The organism is Longirhabdus pacifica, assembly GCF_004115085.1.
GTDB lineage: Bacteria > Bacillota > Bacilli > Paenibacillales > DSM-105158 > Longirhabdus > Longirhabdus pacifica.
The window spans coordinates 16,451-35,079 of the sequence record NZ_QXJP01000019.1 but is presented as its reverse complement, the minus strand read 5'-3'; the positions used below and the strand labels follow the sequence as shown (position 1 = coordinate 35,079).

14 protein-coding genes and 1 other RNA gene are annotated in these 18,629 nt (G+C 36.9%); 10 read left to right on the top strand and 5 right to left on the bottom strand.

Annotated features, from left to right (window positions below):
- Nucleotides 1–43 precede the first annotated feature (43 nt).
- The 5 genes from secG (at nt 44) to ssrA (ending at nt 4,240) form a co-directional block, all read left to right on the top strand.
- Nucleotides 44–280: a preprotein translocase subunit SecG gene (gene secG / locus D1Z92_RS12945; protein WP_128896102.1), complete on the top strand. Its 237-nt coding sequence runs from the start codon at nt 44–46 to the stop codon at nt 278–280.
- A 188-nt stretch (nt 281–468) separates the two neighbouring features.
- Nucleotides 469–2,703, top strand: a complete 2,235-nt coding sequence (rnr, locus tag D1Z92_RS12940; protein ID WP_128896101.1) for a ribonuclease R — start codon at nt 469–471, stop codon at nt 2,701–2,703.
- An 85-nt stretch (nt 2,704–2,788) separates the two neighbouring features.
- A complete protein-coding gene (gene smpB / locus D1Z92_RS12935; protein WP_128896100.1) occupies nt 2,789–3,268 on the top strand; it encodes an SsrA-binding protein SmpB in 480 nt (159 codons plus the stop codon).
- 10 nt (nt 3,269–3,278) lie between these two features.
- Nucleotides 3,279–3,704, top strand: a complete 426-nt coding sequence (gene fosB / locus D1Z92_RS12930; RefSeq protein WP_128896099.1) for a metallothiol transferase FosB — start codon at nt 3,279–3,281, stop codon at nt 3,702–3,704.
- A 172-nt stretch (nt 3,705–3,876) separates the two neighbouring features.
- Nucleotides 3,877–4,240, top strand: a transfer-messenger RNA (tmRNA) gene (gene ssrA, locus D1Z92_RS12925).
- Nucleotides 4,241–4,496: 256 nt separating this feature from the next.
- Here ssrA and D1Z92_RS12920 read toward each other — a convergent pair.
- Both D1Z92_RS12920 and D1Z92_RS12915 read right to left on the bottom strand, forming a co-directional pair.
- Nucleotides 4,497–5,030, bottom strand: coding sequence for a hypothetical protein (locus tag D1Z92_RS12920; RefSeq protein WP_128896098.1), 534 nt, complete (start codon nt 5,028–5,030; stop codon nt 4,497–4,499).
- Between the two features lie 152 nt (nt 5,031–5,182).
- Nucleotides 5,183–5,770, bottom strand: a complete 588-nt coding sequence (locus D1Z92_RS12915; protein WP_128896097.1) for a hypothetical protein — start codon at nt 5,768–5,770, stop codon at nt 5,183–5,185.
- Nucleotides 5,771–6,702: 932 nt separating this feature from the next.
- Between D1Z92_RS12915 and D1Z92_RS12910 the strand changes: the two genes are divergently transcribed.
- The 3 genes from D1Z92_RS12910 (at nt 6,703) to D1Z92_RS12900 (ending at nt 12,930) form a co-directional block, all read left to right on the top strand.
- Nucleotides 6,703–10,512, top strand: coding sequence for a S8 family serine peptidase (locus D1Z92_RS12910; protein WP_128896096.1), 3,810 nt, complete (start codon nt 6,703–6,705; stop codon nt 10,510–10,512).
- 85 nt (nt 10,513–10,597) lie between these two features.
- Nucleotides 10,598–12,235, top strand: a complete 1,638-nt coding sequence (locus D1Z92_RS12905) for an S-layer homology domain-containing protein (protein ID WP_164931618.1) — start codon at nt 10,598–10,600, stop codon at nt 12,233–12,235.
- A 278-nt stretch (nt 12,236–12,513) separates the two neighbouring features.
- The gene (locus D1Z92_RS12900; protein ID WP_128896094.1) at nt 12,514–12,930 is read left to right on the top strand and encodes a hypothetical protein; all 417 of its coding nucleotides are present in this window, start codon (nt 12,514–12,516) and stop codon (nt 12,928–12,930) included.
- Nucleotides 12,931–13,063: 133 nt separating this feature from the next.
- Here the strand turns inward: D1Z92_RS12900 and abc-f are convergent, their stop codons facing one another.
- The 3 genes from abc-f to D1Z92_RS12885 form a co-directional block, all read right to left on the bottom strand.
- On the bottom strand, nt 13,064–14,812 hold the full coding sequence (gene abc-f, locus D1Z92_RS12895; protein ID WP_164931617.1) for a ribosomal protection-like ABC-F family protein: 1,749 nt from the start codon (nt 14,810–14,812) through the stop codon (nt 13,064–13,066).
- 695 nt (nt 14,813–15,507) lie between these two features.
- The gene (locus tag D1Z92_RS12890; RefSeq protein ID WP_128896092.1) at nt 15,508–16,032 is read right to left on the bottom strand and encodes a GrpB family protein; all 525 of its coding nucleotides are present in this window, start codon (nt 16,030–16,032) and stop codon (nt 15,508–15,510) included.
- A gap of 35 nt (nt 16,033–16,067) precedes the next feature.
- Nucleotides 16,068–16,694 (bottom strand): DUF1361 domain-containing protein, encoded by a 627-nt coding sequence (locus D1Z92_RS12885; protein ID WP_164931616.1) that lies wholly within the window; start codon nt 16,692–16,694, stop codon nt 16,068–16,070.
- A 203-nt stretch (nt 16,695–16,897) separates the two neighbouring features.
- Between D1Z92_RS12885 and D1Z92_RS12880 the strand changes: the two genes are divergently transcribed.
- A complete protein-coding gene (locus D1Z92_RS12880) occupies nt 16,898–17,848 on the top strand; it encodes an alpha/beta fold hydrolase (protein ID WP_240666725.1) in 951 nt (316 codons plus the stop codon).
- Nucleotides 17,849–18,005: 157 nt separating this feature from the next.
- Nucleotides 18,006–18,578, top strand: coding sequence for a TetR/AcrR family transcriptional regulator (locus D1Z92_RS12875; RefSeq protein ID WP_128896090.1), 573 nt, complete (start codon nt 18,006–18,008; stop codon nt 18,576–18,578).
- Nucleotides 18,579–18,629 lie beyond the last annotated feature (51 nt).

Here is an 18,629-nt window from a genome sequence, read left to right as displayed (position 1 = left end):
ACTACATAAGCGATTGTGTGCTCGCTTAGGAGGTGCATTGGAAATGGATCTATTTTTAAAAATTGTGTTAGTTGTATGTAGTTTAGGATTAATACTCGTTGTTTTACTACAAGCTGGAAAAAGTGCTGGACTTTCAGGAGCGATTTCTGGTGGAGCGGAGCATCTTTTCGGTCAAAAGAAAGCAAGAGGATTTGAAAGGTACTTAGTTTGGGCAACCGTTATCTTAGGTTCTTTATTCTTTATTTTGTCCATCGTTGTATCCTATGTGCTTTACTATTAATTCAAATAAAAGATAAACAGCAGGGGAATGATCCTTGCTGTTTTTTTGTATTTTCACATTTACATACATGAAGTTAACTCCTTTGCATGCTAACAAATCGAATAGATGAAGTAAATTGCTTATATTGTAGGTGCTATAAGTAAATAATACAGTTGAATAACGAAAGAGATAGAAAGAAGGTTGTTATATTGATAACAGAAAAGCAATTATTAGAATTCATGCAAGAAGAAGCGTACAAACCGCTGACGTATCAAGAATTAGAAGAAGCGCTGCAGATAGAAAGTGCTGCAGAGTTTAAGGAACTACTCAAAACACTGAACCAACTAGAAGAGAATGGACAAATTATTAGAACGCGTTCCAATCGATATGGCATCCCAGAGCGTATGGATCTTATACGAGGCAAATTGCAAGTACACGCCAAAGGATTCGCATTTCTACTACCAGATGATGAATCGTTATCCGACATTTATATTCACGCTAATGATTTGAAAAGCGCTATGAATGGAGATATTGCCCTCGTACGTATTACCACGAAACCAGTAGGTGGAGGCAGGTATGAAGGAGAAGTCGTACGTATTGTAAAACGTGCACATACGAAAATTGTCGGTTTGTTTGAAGGTTTCAAAAGTTATGCTTTTGTTATTCCAGATGACAAGCGCATCGTGAAAGATATTTTTATATCTAAGGATAGTTTTGCTGGCGCTGTAGACGGTCAAAAAGTCGTTGTAGAGATCGTAAAGTATGCAGAGGGTAGATCATCTGCCGAAGGCAAAATTATTGAAATACTCGGACATAAAAATGACCCAGGTGTAGATATTTTGTCTATCATTCGTAAATATCAACTGCCAGAACAATTTCCTAAGGAAGTATTAGATGAAGCTACAGCTATATCTGAATCCATCTCAGAAGAAGATTTAGTAGGTAGAAGAGACTTGCGCGGGAAAGTAACAGTGACGATTGACGGAGAAGATGCCAAAGATCTCGATGATGCCGTATCGTTAGAACAACTTGAAAATGGGAATGTTAGACTCGGTGTACATATAGCGGATGTAGGATACTATGTCAAAGAAGGTTCTAGTCTAGATCAAGAAGCTTATGCTAGAGGATGTAGCGTGTACTTAGTTGATCGCGTGATTCCGATGTTGCCGCATCGCTTATCTAACGGCATATGCAGCTTAAACCCACAAGTAGACCGACTAACGATGTCTTGCGAAATGGAAATTGACGATAAAGGAAAAGTAGTGTCACATGACATTTTTCCAAGCGTCATTTGCACGAAAGAAAGAATGACCTATACTAATGTAAGAAAAATTTTAGCAGGTGAAGATGAAGCACTCTTGGAGCGTTATGCTGATCTTGTCGACCAGTTTAAATTAATGGAAAAGATCGCTATGCGTTTAAGAAAAGGAAGATTACAAAGAGGAGCAGTCGATTTCGACTTTCAGGAAGCGAAAGTCATTGTAGACGATGATGGAAAACCGATAGAAATAAAGAAAAGAGAGCGATCGATTGCAGAGCAAATTATCGAAGAATTTATGTTGATTGCCAACGAAACGGTGGCCGAGCATTTTTATTGGTTGAAAGTGCCTTTCTTATATCGTACACACGAAGAACCCGATCAAGAAAAGATGTTTCACTTTATGGAATTCATTACGAATTTCGGCTATGTTGTGCGAGGGAAATCCAATAAAGTTCATCCTCGTGCACTACAAAGTCTGTTAGAGGAAATTAAGGGGAGTAAAGAAGAAACCGTCATTAGTACGATGATGCTGAGATCGATGAAACAAGCGAAATATGATGCACAGAGCCAAGGTCATTTTGGTCTTTCTGCTGAATTTTATTCCCATTTCACATCGCCAATTAGAAGATATCCTGATCTAATCATTCATCGAACGATAAGAGAAGTCATTATGCAAGGGATTTTAGAATCAGGTAGACAAGAACATTTACAATCTAAGATGAGTGATATCGCTCAACAATCTTCGGAGCGAGAACGAATTGCTGTAGACGCGGAAAGAGATACAGAAGCGCTGAAAAAAGCGGAATATATGTTAGATAAAATTGGTGAAGAATACGATGGCATGATTAGTAGTGTGACCAACTTTGGTATGTTTGTCGAATTAGACAATACAGTGGAAGGATTAATTCGCCTTAGTCATTTAATCGATGATTACTATCACTTTGACGAGCGCAATTTAGCTTTAATTGGTGAGCGAACATCTAATATATATCGTATTGGGGATGAAGTCAAAGTCCGTGTGACAGGCGTTAACTTAGATGATCACACGGTGGATTTTGAATTGCTAAATCAACGCAAGCGAAATGATAAAGTTAGTGTCGTTGGTAAAAGAGCGAACAAAAGCAACAAGAGTGGAAAATACGGGGAGAAAAGAAGAACGAATAAGAATAGAAACAAGGGTTAACCTTGATTTTTCATGTTCACATTGATACACTTTGAGATACTTATGATGAAGAGAAGTAATGATATGATGCAGGGGGAGAGTTATCATGGGGAAGAAAAAAGATGATAATGTGTTAGTACAAAATCGTAAAGCTTCTCATGATTATTTTATAGAAGAAACGTATGAAGCTGGTATGGTACTAACGGGTACAGAAATTAAATCACTGCGAAATGGCAAAGCCAACATTGCAGAAAGTTTCGCAACGATTCGTAATGGAGAAGTGTTTATTCATAATATGCACATTAGCCCATTTGAAAATGGGAATCGATATAATCCAACGGACCCGACAAGAGCTAGAAAATTATTGCTCAAACATAAGGAAATTGCAAAGTTAATTGGGTTGACGAAGCAAGAAGGTTACACGCTTGTGCCACTTAAAATATACGTGCGCAACGGCTATGCAAAATTACTTCTCGGATTAGGAAAAGGGAAAAAGCAATACGATAAAAGACAAACAGCAGCAAAACGTGATGCACAACGAACGATACAGCGTGCTTTAAAAGAAAATCAAAAAGTAGCTAGGTGAGGTGAAATGGATGGACATCAATGGAATCAACCATCTGTTGTTTTCCGTTTCTAATCTTGACCGTTCCATTGCATTTTATCAGGCTGTGTTTGGGGCGAAGCTTCTTGTTAAAGGGAGAACATTAGCTTACTTTAACTTGAATGGAATGTGGCTGGCCTTAAATGAAGAGAAGGATATTCCACGCAACGAAATTGCTAATTCATACACACATATTGCCTTTACAGTACAAGAAAGTGAAATGGATAACATAAGACAAACATTGTTGAATCATGACGTTAACGTGCTCGCAGGAAGAGAAAGAGATGAACGTGATAAACAATCCATTTACTTCACAGATCCAGATGGACATAAGTTTGAGTTTCATACAGGCACATTGCAAGATCGACTGGATTACTATAAGCAAGCCATGCCGCATATGCAGTTTTTTGATGCATAGCATGTTCAGTAAATCGGAAATGTATCCTTGTACCAAACTTGCCAAACAAATAAGTTAGGAAAATAGAAACGAATGTGTTATAATAATTTTGCTGTCGGGATACACTATCTTTACAGTGATAATTACAGCATAGGTTTGTAACACATTTGACGCTTATTTATAGGCGATATATGGGGGCGTTTATGGATTCGACGGGGATAATTCGAGCATGAGTAGCGGGTAGTGGGGACGCGTCCACTCTAAAACGCTAAAGCCAATAATAACTGGCAAACAACAAACAAACTACGCTTTAGCAGCCTAAGAAACTGCGAGCGTGCTTCTACCTCGCATCTCCCATGTGCTAGGATAGGGGCTAACTTTAGTGGGATACGCCGTTTAGTCTCCGTCTGAGGCTAACGGAAGAAGACAATCAGACTAGCTTAAGTTGTAGCGTGTAACCTGGTGGCAATTTAGGCGAAAATATGACAGGCTACTACACCCGTAGAAGCTGATGTGGCGATATCTTCGGACAGGGGTTCGACTCCCCTCGCCTCCAAGAAAGTACAGATTCCTGTGCTTTGTTGGAAGCGAGGGAGAGATAAAAAAGGTGGGCTGATCCATGGATCATTCCACCTTTTTTATGATGTTCTCCATTTAATTAAAGTTCTAGTTCTGTTCAACAAACAAAACAAAATATTAGATAGAATTTTTTGAAAAAAATTTTGAAGAAAACAAAAGAAAATTGTTGAAAATCTAAATGTAATCAAGAATTTGATATGGTAAGTTATAAAGAAAAAACGAAGGAATACCTCTTTACATATTTTTCAGAAGCTGAGATAAGGTGCGTATATTCTGTTTTACTTGCTCTTTCTCCGCTTGTATGAATGTAAAATTCAAATCAAACAGCGTGTTGAAAAATTGCTCTGCACCTGTAATAAGGGCTTGAAAGATGTCATGTTTAGCCATCGTCCATTCTTCCTTTACAACACTTTGTTCTAAAAGAGATAAAAAGATGTTATGTTGTTGCCCTTCTTTCATGTGCAATGATATGGGTTGATAAATAAAATGTACACTTCCTTCACCGAGCTCCATGACCTGATGCAACATAGTTATAATGCCTAACCAAAGCCCATCTACACTATCGTGGTATTTTACCCCTATCAACAGCTGGTCACCATCATAAAGTTCAATTGCACCAGGATAGATAGGATCGAAAAGTGATAATTGCTTCTGTATTTCCTTTTTATCTTCAGCAGAAATAAAGAATTGGTTAACGTTAGCTTCTAACTGTTCTACTGGAGGTAATTTCATGTTCGCTTTCAAGAAGTAACTTTTTGCAGTAATCATATCCACACACACCTGACTTCATAAATGTTTTTGTTATTTAGAATTTATGTTATAAGACGTTATGAATGATCATATGTATCACACCATCTACAATGTAAAGTACAAGTTTTGAACGTTTTTTACAAGCCCTTTCTATGTTGTATTGCTATTTGCTATCTTAAATCTTCACCAATCCCCCATCCAGAAGAATACATCGTGATTACTTTTCCACCTTTAATGATTAATTTAACTGGATAAGCTGGATTGCCATATGCGTTTCCATATACAGCAGTACCAGAACTAGTAAATCCATATTGTAATATTTGATAAGCGTTTTCATACACAATTTGCTCTACTAAATTTTCATAATAACCAATAGAATATCCAGGGTTAAAGAATGATTGAATTCTGGTTACATTTCCAATAAAGTACTCAGGAACATGTCTAGACAAAATATGCGTCATCCCATATGTGGAGCAGCCTCCAAAATTCAATTCGACATATTTCCCAGCACCTACACTATAGCTTTCTATCGTTTGGTTAGCATACGTTGTAGGTAAGCGGAAGTACCCTTGTGTTGCATTATTTACTTGTCCGCAAGATTTGTTGTAAAAGTCTTGCCCAGTTGCTTTAAATTCTATAGAAGAAGAATAAATATTCCAATCGTACGAAGCTGCTTCTACTTCACTGAAAGAAGTTGGTAGTAAAGAAGCTGCCATCAAGAGTAAAGATAATAAAAATACGACATATTTTTTGAACATGAATTAACCACCACCAGTTGAATTTATTAGTATATTTTACTGTACATAATGAAAGGGCTTGTATACTAAGTTTAACTTATTTCAGTTCTATTTTATAGAAATTTGAAGACATATTAATATATGTTTTTTGTAAACTAGGCCTAATAAAATCACATTTTTACTTCTACTTATTAAACAGGGTAGATGATATTTTTCGTTTTGACTCAACCCATCTATTCTATCTGCTCGCGTTTCTTCTACTATTTCCTTCGACTTCATTATTTTCTGCTTGTTTCTTATTCTTCCCTTTCGTAGTACACACCATTTTTAATACACAACAATGGTTACATGTTACCCAATACACCACATTATATATGTCAAAAAACCCGAATATAATGTTGAATAAAGCAGTATTTCTTTCCATCCTTCTTGGTTTTTTGATACATTGTCGTTTTAAGACGAATAAAAGAATATTTATGTGATTAATATATTACAAAATCTATCAAAATACGTATATTTACACATATTATAATAACAAATATACTAAAAACATATGATAGTTAATCCATTGTTAACATGTTGAAGTAGAATCGTAGATTTGTTCAGACAGTATGATGTATGTATTAAAATGACTAACGATGTAAAACGAGGTCCTGTAGTATGAATCGTACTATATAAGTGGAATGAACTTGTTCAACCCACTTATTACTACTAAGCATAAGAGGGAGAAATCACTACATCAACCTTTACGTGTGGCTACTGATTTGTGAACTTGTATCTCACTATTTTTTCAGCTTATATAGTTTACTTTTATTATGCCGTAATGAAGTTCTAACGTTCCAATCACTACCTCAACTTGCATGCAGCTTACGGTAACGGGAGGTGGAAGTCTTTTTCCGCTGCATTAGAGGTTTGATTAATATGCAACAATTCTGAAAGGAGTTTTATATTTCATGAAACCAAAAAAAATTGCACTATTTGTTCTTATGTTTTTACTTGTGGTACCAAGCGTAGGTTTTGCTGCAGACAGCAATACGGTAGATTTGTCAGCATATGAGGGGTTGTTCAATGAGCTTTCTCATGAAACAATTGAGGAAATCATGTATGAAGATAATGATAAGGTCCGCGTTATTGTAGAGTTGGAAGAAAAGCCTGTCATGGATCAGTTCTCTACTCAAGGATTACTATATCAAGAAGCAAATGAACAGCAGAGAGCAAACATCGAAGAATCGTTGCTAAGTGATCAGAATGAGTTGATACGAACTATAGAGGATCGTTCTATTTCATTAGAAGTAGAACACCAATTTACAACTGTTTTCAATGGATTTAGTGGTGATGTCACTTATACAGAGTTGGAAACGTTGAAATCATTAGAAAATGTTAAAAGCGTTTACATTGCGAATGTATATGAAAGACCAGCGGAAGAAATAGAAATGGTAACAAGTAATGAGATGGTTGAAGCTTCTAAGACTTGGAGTGAGTATGGATATAAAGGGGAAGGCATGGTCGTTGCCGTTATTGATTCCGGTTTAGATCCTTCTCACCCTGATATGAGATTAAGTGAAGATACTGACCCTGCGTTAACAGAGAATATTGTAAACAACACGATACAGTTGCAAAAAGAACAAGGATACAACATGCATGGAAAGTATTTCACTGAAAAAGTGCCATATGGTTACAATTACTATAATAAAAATACAGAAATTTTAGATTTAGGCCCTGCAGCAAGTGAGCATGGTATGCACGTATCTGGGTCGGTAGCAGCTAATGCCGAAGATACAAGTGTAGGTATTAAAGGGGTTGCACCAGAAGCACAGTTATTAGCTATGAAAGTATTCGGTAATTACACGGAAGAAACGACAACATCAGGAGATATATATATTAAAGCAATTGATGATGCGATCAAGCTACAAGCAGATGTTATCAATATGAGTTTAGGTGCTCCAGCACAATTCGTAAATGAAGATGATCCAGAGCAACAAGCGGTGAAACGCGCAGTAGATAATGGGGTTATGGTTTCTGTCTCTGCTGGGAACTCACAAGCAATGACAGGTGGTTTCTATCCTAGAGCAGATCATCCAGATTACGGTGTAGTAGGTAGTCCTGGTATTTCTTATGACACAATTCAAGTAGCATCGATAGAAAATACGAACATACAGCTAGAAGAGTTTATAGCTGATATTGGTGGTACAGACTATTCTATCGCTTATAAAAAAGCAGATGCACCAGACGCGTTAGATGTCTTTAACAGTGAAATGGACGTCGTTTACGTTGAGGATGGACAAGCTGACAAATATGTAGGAAAAGATGTAGAAGGCAAGGTCGTTTTCGTAGTCAGAACAGGTAGCTTCTTTTATGCACAAATACAGGTTCAGGCGGAAATAGCAGGAGCTGCTGGTGTTATCGTGCGTGGTTTTGAAGGGCACGGTGATTACGTCAATATGGCTGTAAATGATCCAATTATTCCAATGGTTTCGCTAAGTATAGCAGATGGAAACATGCTTGAAGAAAAAGTGATAGAGAACGGCGGAGAAATGAAAGTAACATTTACTGGTGAGCGTTTAGAAGTAATTAATAACGCTGGCGGTGAGATGTCGACGTTCACCTCTTGGGGATTAACACCTAATTTAGACTTTAAGCCAGAGATTACAGCACCAGGAGGTCAGATCTATTCCACATTACAAAATGGAAAATATGGTGTCAACAGCGGTACTTCCATGGCTGCTCCGCACGTTTCTGGGGGATCAGCGCTTGTGATGGAGTATATAGATGACAAATTCAAAACTGAAGGAAGAGATAGAGTTTATTTGGCTAAAAATATGTTGATGAATACAGCACAAGTGGTATATACAGAAGAGGATTTACCTTATTCTCCTCGTAGACAGGGTTCAGGTATTATGCAACTTCATAAAGCACTATCTACTCCTGTCGTAGTGGTAGAAGAAGAAACAGAAGAAGCGAAAGTAGCGTTAAAAGAAGTAAGAGGCAATGTGGCCAGTTTCGAATTAACGGCTACTAACTATAGCGATGAGTCTGTGACGTATGCGGTATACAGTAACGTTCAAACGGATGCACCAGCTTTTGCTGGAGTGATGTACTCCCTTATGGAACCGCTTGCGTTGCCTGGAGCGGAAATATCCATGTACGGTGATGTGACCGATAGCGTATATGGAACGACGGTAACCGTTCCTGCAAGAGATTCCGTCTCATTTGATGTGGAAATTGATCTACGTGATGTGGATGAAGATATTGTTGAAATATTCGAGAATGGCTACTGGTTTGAAGGGTTCGTTCAATTGGTAGATGTGAATGGGGAAGATGGAGTACCGACATTGTCTGTTCCTTATGTAGGTTTTAAAGGGGACTGGAATGATGCTCCGATATTAGATAGTCTGATGTACGAAGATGATAGTTATGCTGTTTATGGTGTAGGTGGAATGGTAGGACAATCTATATATGGTTTATATTATTTAGGTGTTCACCCTCTAAATCAAGAGTATACACCGATTGCATTTTCACCGAACAATGATGGTGAATATGATGACATTACACCTTACTTATCTTTTGTTCGTAATGCCAAATATGTAAAAGGTAACATACTGGATGAGGATGGAAATCTCATTCGTGATGTAGGTAGAGCAGATGAAGTGTACAAAAACTACGACACAAGACAAGTTGCATTTTTTCTAAATGATTTAACGTGGAATGGTACAAAAGATGGAGAAGTACTTCCAGACGGTAACTATTGGTATCAAATAGAAGCGATGATTGATTACGAAGGTAAGGATGCACAAACGTTAGAAGTTCCAATCTTATTGGATAATACCGCTCCATCCACTAATATTGAGTACATCGGTGGGGAAGATAAGTTGATTTTTAACGGCGAAGATGGCGAGTTAGGTAGTGGCATTGCATATTACTCCTTAATCATAGATAGAGATGGTGACCCAGAAACACCAAACCAAAGGGCAACTGTATATGGTAGTGAGTTATCATACACGATGAGTGAAGGGCTTACTAAAGGTGCAGTGATCATTGCAAAAGCATATGATAATGCAGGTAATGTTTCAGCATTAGATTTCCACCTTGTAGAAGGATATGACCCAGACATCATTGAGTCTGTTACGGCTAATCCAGATAAGTTCGTAAAAATTAGTAATCCCACCACAATCAAAGCTAGTGCCAACCAAACTGGTAACTGGGAAGTAGAAGTGATGGATGTCAATGGTGTGGTGGAACAGTTACCAATGGCGACGGATACCAATGCTTATGAAGCAATCTACACTCCATGGATTGATGCACCGAGTGGAGAATATAAGGTAACGGCGATGCTTAAAGATAATACAGGCAAATTGTTAGACAAAGAATACGTGTCATTCTATGTCTACAATTCTCCTCTATCTATTAATATCAATTCCGTAACGATGTTTGAATCCGACGGAGGAGAGTATATAGAGAGTGAGACATTTGATGGTGTTGGCATGGCAAAATTAGAAGCTGTTGTAGAAAATATATCACAAGCACAAGTAGCCAATTTAAAGCTGACGATTCAAATAACGGATCAGAACAATCAACCTGTTCATAAGTCCTTTTTAACAGCAAATGAAATCTATGAAGGAAATACATTGAAATTTGGATCACACATTCCGCTATATCAACTACAGCCAGGAGATTATAACGTAGAAGTGTTTGTGTGGGAAGAAGGAACGCAGACTCCATATGCAGAAAAACATGATGTTACTAATTTTATCATTCAACAGTAAATAAACAGTAAAAAAAGCAAGTCAATGGGGAGGGAGATCATGTGTCTTCCTCCCTATACGGTTAAATATGAAGGGAGTTTGTGGAATGAAGAAAGCCTTATATGTCGTAATGATTTTAGCACTATTAAGCATTGCTATGCCAGTGTATGCAAATAATCAAGCTCTTGACTTATCTTTAACAAGCGATGAGGATATGAATCAAAATATTAAGGTACAAATAAGTTCACTACAAGCACAATATAAGCAAGGGGATACGGTGCAATTGGAAGCCTATGTGAAAAATGGTGACGATGCTGCATACGGCATAAATCCAACCTTGACGATTGTAGATGAATACGGTTATGAAGTATATACAGGTCAGTGGAGTGATAATGAAATAGGAACAGACGGGAAGATTACAGACATAATGAAACTTGCTGCTGATGTTGTGTTAGGAAAATATACGGTCACACTACAAGCTATGACAGAGAAAGCTGTAAAGTCATTTACTGTAGTTGAGCATTCAGGAGATCCTGACCCTGATCCAGGAAACCCAAGCAATCCTGGTAATGGTGGCGGTGGCAACGGTGGAAATGAAGATAAACCAAATAACAAGAGTAATAAAAACAAAAAAGATGATCACGTTACTGTCATTACAAATAAAGAATTAAAAGAAGCATTAAAGAACGCAAAAGACGATGAATACGTTTCGCTTGAACTTCATCAAGCAAGTAAAAATCAATTGACTTGGGAACTAAAAATGGATGCTAGCTTATTTGGTGACGTGCAAGAGCAGGGAAAAGCGTTAAAGATGCATAGTGATGGATGGTCCATTACGTTACCCAACACTATTTTACAGTCATTATCGATGGAAAAAGGAGAAATCTGTTTTGAAGTTCAACGCAGTGAACCTCCTAAAGGAGACCAGTATAGTACATGGCTCTCTCAACAATTTAGTTATAATGTAAAAGTAATAGATGGTAATAAAAATACTGCAATCACTTCATTTACGGATAAAGTGATGTTAGAAATAGAGTTGAATGAGGAAGTACAAGACAATCGCAAGGCAAGCGCGTTTTATTACAATGAAGAAACGAAGGAATGGGAATATTACGGTGGAGTCATTACTGGTGACAGCATGACGTTTTATAGTGATCACTTCTCTTCATTCGCTGTGATGGAAAAAGATAAAAAGTTTGATGATATGAAAGATCATTGGGCAGCAGATAGCGTGGAAGTATTGGCAGCTAGAACCATCATTTCTGGCATGCCTAACGGACAGTTTGAACCTGAATCATCTGTAACGCGCGCGCAATTTACAACCATGCTTGCGAGAGCACTAATGTTGAAATCCAACGAAAACATCAGTACGTTTCAAGATGTAAATCAAGATTTCTGGGCAGCAAATCAAATTGAAGCAGCCTATCGTGAAGGCATTATCAATGGCTACAGTGAAGGACAATTTGCTCCAGATGAGTGGATTACGAGAGAGCAGATGGCAGTGATGGCTATGAATGCTTTTGGCTATCGTGGTGGGGAAGTTTTTGCATTAGGATATCAGGATGTAACGTACAGTGATGCGGATATGATCAGTGATTATGCGCTGCAAAGCATTGCTTCTGCAAGTCAGCTAGGCATACTGCAAGGGGATGCAAATCAACGTTTTATGCCACAAGAGCAAGCGACTCGTGCACAAGCTGCAACGGTGTTAACCCTTCTACTTCAGAAGCTAGGAGAGTTTTAAGTTGTTTCGTTGGTAACACTTTTCATTTATACACTATGTGAGATAAAGACTGGAGCTGTCATTATGCCAGTCTTTTTTATGTTGCGCATCATTATAATTTTCATTTGTCCATTCATACTGTATTGTTCATGATGATGTAAGTTTTGCTGAGGGAACAAATGACTTATTTTAATCGAATATACATAAAGCTTATCTAGGTTTTCATACAAGCAAAACCATCTCCTACGGCATCTAATATAGAGAAAAACAAGAAAAATAGGCTAATGGAGATGATTGTTTTGATTCGGAAAAATCCATCTGTTCATCGAAAGACATATAAATTGAAGCAAGATGCTAGTAGCTGTCTAAATGAATTTTGCGTCATTATTTTTTCACCCTGTGATAGTCCATGTTTTTGTGCAGGAGCAATAGGGATATGTATCTTCTTTACTTCCATTTCTAATGCAGACATTAAAGTGGTTAACAATCGTATTGTACTCAAACCAAGTAAATATCTGCAAAATTCTGTTATAAATTTTAAAAATAATAAAATTATCATCCGAACATTTAAGTACCCTATTATTAATAGAAATAGAAGGGTTGCATTTGCACAAGGTTATGATAGAAAAAAAAGACCCGTATCTGAAAAGATATTTTTCAATAAAAAAGGAAAACAAATTAAACCATGCTCAAGGAAAAGAAAGTGTAAGTATTAATACAGATGTCTCTACATTTACATTCAATTTAATCATATAGAAGAATAAGTGGTTCATAAAAAAGAGTTCAATGGCATTAAATATTTACATTATAAAACATTAATGCCATTGATTATACAGCTGTCATTCATTCTCATTGATTATATTGTTGCTTTTCTGCTAATAATGCTTTAAATTCCTCATCTAACTGTTTATACATAGGATCATGTGGTGAACACAGGCTCAACTGGCTTAATACTGTTGTTAATTGATGTTGTATTCTTAATAATCTTTCTTCTTGTTTTTCTTTTGTTGCCGGCTCCGCGTTTTTAAGAGGTTGCTTATGCTCTTGCTTTGATTTTTGCACATATTCTTTAAAAGAATAAGGGAACTTTTTAATGTGTTTATGCTCGATTACAAGGACAGTGTTACATATTTTTTCTAGCATATATCGATCATGTGTGACGAGCAACAAGGTTCCCTTATAATGTTGTAATGCCTGTTCAAGTTGTTCCCTTGTATTCAAATCAAGATGATTTGTCGGTTCATCTAGAATAAGCAAATCGTGGTCTTCAAATAACAGTTGAGCAATTTTTAATTTCATACGTTCTCCAAGACTTAAAGAGCCGATGGATTGATGCAGCATATCTTTTTTAAAACCCATATGAACTAATTGGGAGCGAACAGTTGCCTCTTCTTGAGAGTTAGTAATATGGAAGAGGGAAAGCATATCGTCTTGTTCGTTCATATGAATGACATCTTGACTCAAGTAAGACATGCGCAAATGAGGATGAAACAGCAAGGTGCCCTCATCTAACGATTGTTGCTGTAATATGCATTGAATTAACGTCGTTTTCCCACTGCCATTTTCCCCGATCAGTCCGACTTTTCCCCCTCGCTGGATGGTAAAAGAACTTTTTTCAAATAGAATGTGGTTACCGTATGATTTACTAATACGTTTTGCTTCTAAGCTAAGTTTCCCTCTTTTCTCACCGTCATTAAAATGAAATTTAATGTGCTGTTCTGCTTGTGGTTTTGCAATGCCTTCTATTTTTGCTTGTTCTAACCTTTTAAGTTTAGATTGTGCCTGTCGATCTAATTTTTTTGATTTACTACGATAAAATGTTTTAAGTCCACAAAGCCCACCATTCTCGATTGCTTTCTTTCCTGAATTTTGATGCCCTTGATTAGCCCATCTACTTATTCTTTGTATATCCTCTTCTACTTTCTTGTTATATTTTTCTTGTTTATCGTAGGCGTTCCATTGTGCCTGAATAGTTTCCTCTTTTTGTTTTCTATAATCTGTGTAATTTCCTGTATAGGAATGCAGTTGATGCTGCTCTATTTCAATGATGCGATCTACTACTTGGTCTAGAAAATATCTGTTGTGAGATATCGTGATGTAAGTTCCTTGATAGGCTTGTAGTTGTTCAATTAACCACTGAATGCCTTGAGCGTCCATGTGATTGGTTGGTTCATCTAACAGAAGTAATGCTGGTCGTGCAGACCATATGGAAGCTAATTGCAGCTTCGTATGTTCACCACCACTTAACGTAGTCTGGTTGCCTTCTGCTTTGTAGATTTCTTTCGCTACGCCAAGCTGACTTGCTGTGAATAAATAATCCTTGTTGTTGGAAGACATCGTTTCCTCTTGTTCTGTTTCATCAATATAGGCTGAAACTTGTTTTAAATAGCCTATAGTGATAGAGGGGTCATGCCATATGAGCTGCCCTTTGTCTAAAGCTCCTGTATAGATGAGATTCATGAGTGTTGTTTTTCCAGTTCCATTACGGCCAACCAGACCTATTTTCTCGTTCACTTTAATATCAAAGGAAACGTTATCTAATATTTTTTTATCTCCATAATGTTTGTGTATGTTTCGTCCACTTAAAAGTATCGTCAATGTATACCCAACTCCTTCATTTATATTTTTGAAATAAATGAACTGTGTCGTTAGTATGTAAAGGGGGATACATGAGATAAGAATATAGCGACATGACATAAAACAGCAAAAAGGAGCTGCTACTAGAACATAGTCTAATAACAGCCCCTATTCATCAATCATCGTTGTACCATGTATGCATTCCATCATGTGAAATGCACGACAATATGGTGGAGTACCTGTAAAAGGTTACTTAAATCAAATGAAGTTGAAGGGTTATTATGCAAGTTTTAAGAAGTTGGTAAAGACTATAATCTTAGCTCGTGAATATCTCCCGCTAATCATACAACTAGCAGTCCAGATAAACATACTATGCAATTTGTGCACTAGCCAAGATTTTATTATCCATCGTCTTCTCCATTCTTCTCAATTAGAAAATATCAACATTATAACATAATTGATTGAAAGATGCAGTAAAAATTGCATAAACAATGATAAAATGAATAAAAAACCATGTTGTGGTTGACTCATACACTGAAGAACAAGAAGGGAAGTAGCGTTATGTATGGATTTTTTCTAATCATCTCAATCCTAGGCAATATCGTTTTTATGGTTATCATTGGATGGTTGCTTTATCAACTCATACGAGGTCCTAAAACCACAGCCATTTGGGTTGCAATGGTAATGCTCAGCTTCTTTCTATGCCTTTTTTTGTATCAAGGCTTTGAATTTTTCTCCTGTTGATACCAAACTAAAGCTGTTTTCTCCATAGCAGAAACAAAAGGTTTTTTAGCCACACTATATTCAGAAGTTGATTCATATTTTTGAGCTAGACTTTCTTTGAACTGACTATAACGTAAAGCTTGTTGTGGATGTGCTAGGAGATAGTCACGGAACACTAAGTGTCTTTCAATTTCAGGATGATCAAACGAATAAAAGTGAATATGATGTGTTCTGTTTTCCCCGCCCTTACGAAATAATCTTCTTCCTTCAATCCCCCATTCACCGGCTACATCGTATCCTAGTGATTTCATACGTTCGTTGTAAGTATCTATGATTGCAATATCATGTACCATACACATCATATCAATGACAGGCTTTGCTTTCATACCTGGAATGGCGGTGCTGCCAAAATGTTCGATCTTCATTATTGCTTTACCGAAGATGGTTTGAAGTAATGCTTCTTCTTCCGTAAACATTAATTTCCATGCATCAGTGTAAGGAGATAGTCTAACTTTCATATTGCACCACCTTTTCTCATCATATAAACAAACGGTTACGCAACATCATGACGAAACGTTAACGCGTGCAAAACTAAATGTATACATAGGAGCATGCCGGTTACCATCGTGATGAATTGTAAAGCTTCTGTATTTTGTAATGCTTGTACACTATCGATAACAATGTGATGAGGACTAGTGAGTATATCCCAGCTATTCCACCGTAATGTTCGTCCTAGATAAATGCCTATCCCACATAATATATGCACAACCAAGAAAAATGTCCAGCTTATGATGCTGCCATACCACCGTTTTAACAATGTTTGTATGTAAGATAGAGATAAAAATCCTAAAAATATACCCAGTATACTGTAGGAGAAAAACATGATCAGGTCAAACCATAACGAAATTTCTCCTTTGGTGTAATAAAAATGAATGATATCTGTTACCATATAGGGCGCATTAGGGAAAAAGAATAACCAGCATAACAGCAGGACAAAAAAAGATAAGGAAGCCTTTGCTCGCCTCGCAAAAAAGAAAGAAGCGATAGAGGCAACGACGAAGGGAATCCAAGCAAGAAATACATTCCACACCATAAATGCATATAAAAATGTATCTGTCTTCATGATGCGAAAGACAGTCATAGAAACACAGAATAGTGATAACAAAATGATGGTTAACATATGTAAACCCCATTGGCGATTTGACATTATCAATAAATTATCAGATAATTTCATATAAAACCTCCGTGCATGCAATATATAGCTAAAATGAATGCGATTCCAAAATCAGTACAATGACGCAAGAATAGTATTTCATTGACTTGTATACCAGTGTATAATTATAGTCATGAGAAAGCAAATATAACCTTGTAGGGTAGGTGGACATGATGAAAGAGGTGGAAAAACTCCTTATTGATCCTCAAGATATTCATATTCATGTATACCAGTGGCTTCCGGATGAAGTGAAAGAGGGTAAGATCATTTTATTGATCGCACACGGCATGGCGGAAACAGCAAAAAGGTATGAGCGATTAGCTTCCTTTCTAACGGAACATCAAGTGATCGTCTATGCACATGATCATCGAGGCCACGGGAAAACGGCCAAAACAACAGAAGAAATGGGCTATGTGGGGCGTAACGGCTTTGACTGGATGGTCAAAAATATGCGGCAAGTTCATGAGCAAGCGAAAAAAGACTTTCCTGACACCCCCATTTTTTTACTCGGACACAGTATGGGCTCCTTTTTAACACAGCAATATATGGCGGATTACGGTTATGATTTGCAGGGGGTCATTTTATCTGGCAGTAACGGAAAATTTGTTTCATTTCATGCAGGGCGTATGGTGGCTTCCATTGAACATGCTTTGCGGGATGAGAAAGCGAAAAGTCCTCTGATGGATAAGCTATCATTCGGCGGGTTCAATAAGCAGTTTAAGTCTGCAAAAACTCCTTTCGACTGGTTAAGCAGAGATGCTGACGAAGTGCAGAAATATATCGATGATCCACACTGTGGTGCTATATTTACAACGAATTTTTATAAAGAATTTACTACTTTTTTAACCAAACTACATCGACAGAAAAATGTGAGTAAAATACCAAAAAACTTACCTATTTTCTTGTTTGCTGGAGATCAAGATCCTGTAGGTCGAAATGGTGCAGGAGTGAAGAAGCTTTATCATATGTATCAAAATTTACAGATACAGTCCGTAGACATAAAGCTATACGAAGAAGGAAGACATGAAATGCTAAATGAAACAAATCGTGAAGAAGTCATGCAGGATATACACGATTGGCTTGAAAGACACCGATCGTTGTCCTATCATAAGGACGGCTAAAGGTTACGATATACATAACACATGATATCAACTGTGGAAATTACTGAAAATATTAATTTTTTATTGCATTTTCATTTGAAATAAGTATAATTGTCAGTAATAATAAGGATACCAGATGACCAATAATGTTTTATAGTCATAAAAGGGGGTGTGCAACATGACAGTAGACCGAAAACAACTTATCGTACAAGCCGCATTTAAATCATTTTCTTTGTTTGGCTATAAAGGAACGACCATGGAGCAAGTAGCTAAAATAGCTAAAGTAGGGAAAGGCACGATTTATACTTTTTTTCAAAATAAAGAGGAATTGTTTAATGAGATATTGCACAACGTGATTATGGAGATGAGAGATGTAGCGAAAAGCTCTATTGATAAAAATCGTACTTTTTTTCAAAATCTAAATCAAGTATTATTTAAAACTTTGGAATTCCGCCGTAAACACGAGTTAATGGTAAGACTTTATCACGAAGTAAAAGAAATAGGAACTCCTGCTGCTATGGACGGACTAAAGAAATTTGAAAGCGAAATTAGGAAGTTCATTGAAATACAAGTGGAAAAAGCAATTGAAAGAAAAGAAATTAAGCACTGTGATCCAGAAATTACAGCGTTTATCATTTTTAGGCTGTATATCTCATTCGTTTCAGAATGGTCCTCTTTACGCGATGAACTAGATAACGAAAAGATAGCAGAACTATTTCAATTATACCTTGCAGAAGGTTTGGCTATGTAATAGCCGTTTTTTTTATTTTAAAATGACTGAATGAACATATTAGTCATTAAT

Bases quoted from the DNA above. Each gene is read 5' to 3' on its own strand.
- secG (WP_128896102.1), top strand. From the start codon at position 44: ATGGATCTATTTTTAAAAATTGTGTTAGTTGTATGTAGTTTAGGATTA.
- smpB (WP_128896100.1), top strand. From the start codon at position 2,789: ATGGGGAAGAAAAAAGATGATAATGTGTTAGTACAAAATCGTAAAGCT.
- fosB (WP_128896099.1), top strand. From the start codon at position 3,279: ATGGACATCAATGGAATCAACCATCTGTTGTTTTCCGTTTCTAATCTT.
- D1Z92_RS12920 (WP_128896098.1), bottom strand. From the start codon at position 5,030: ATGATTACTGCAAAAAGTTACTTCTTGAAAGCGAACATGAAATTACCT.
- D1Z92_RS12915 (WP_128896097.1), bottom strand. From the start codon at position 5,770: ATGTTCAAAAAATATGTCGTATTTTTATTATCTTTACTCTTGATGGCA.
- D1Z92_RS12910 (WP_128896096.1), top strand. From the start codon at position 6,703: ATGAAACCAAAAAAAATTGCACTATTTGTTCTTATGTTTTTACTTGTG.
- D1Z92_RS12905 (WP_164931618.1), top strand. From the start codon at position 10,598: ATGAAGAAAGCCTTATATGTCGTAATGATTTTAGCACTATTAAGCATT.
- D1Z92_RS12890 (WP_128896092.1), bottom strand. From the start codon at position 16,032: ATGAAAGTTAGACTATCTCCTTACACTGATGCATGGAAATTAATGTTT.
- D1Z92_RS12885 (WP_164931616.1), bottom strand. From the start codon at position 16,694: ATGTTAACCATCATTTTGTTATCACTATTCTGTGTTTCTATGACTGTC.
- D1Z92_RS12880 (WP_240666725.1), top strand. From the start codon at position 16,898: ATGATGAAAGAGGTGGAAAAACTCCTTATTGATCCTCAAGATATTCAT.
- D1Z92_RS12875 (WP_128896090.1), top strand. From the start codon at position 18,006: ATGACAGTAGACCGAAAACAACTTATCGTACAAGCCGCATTTAAATCA.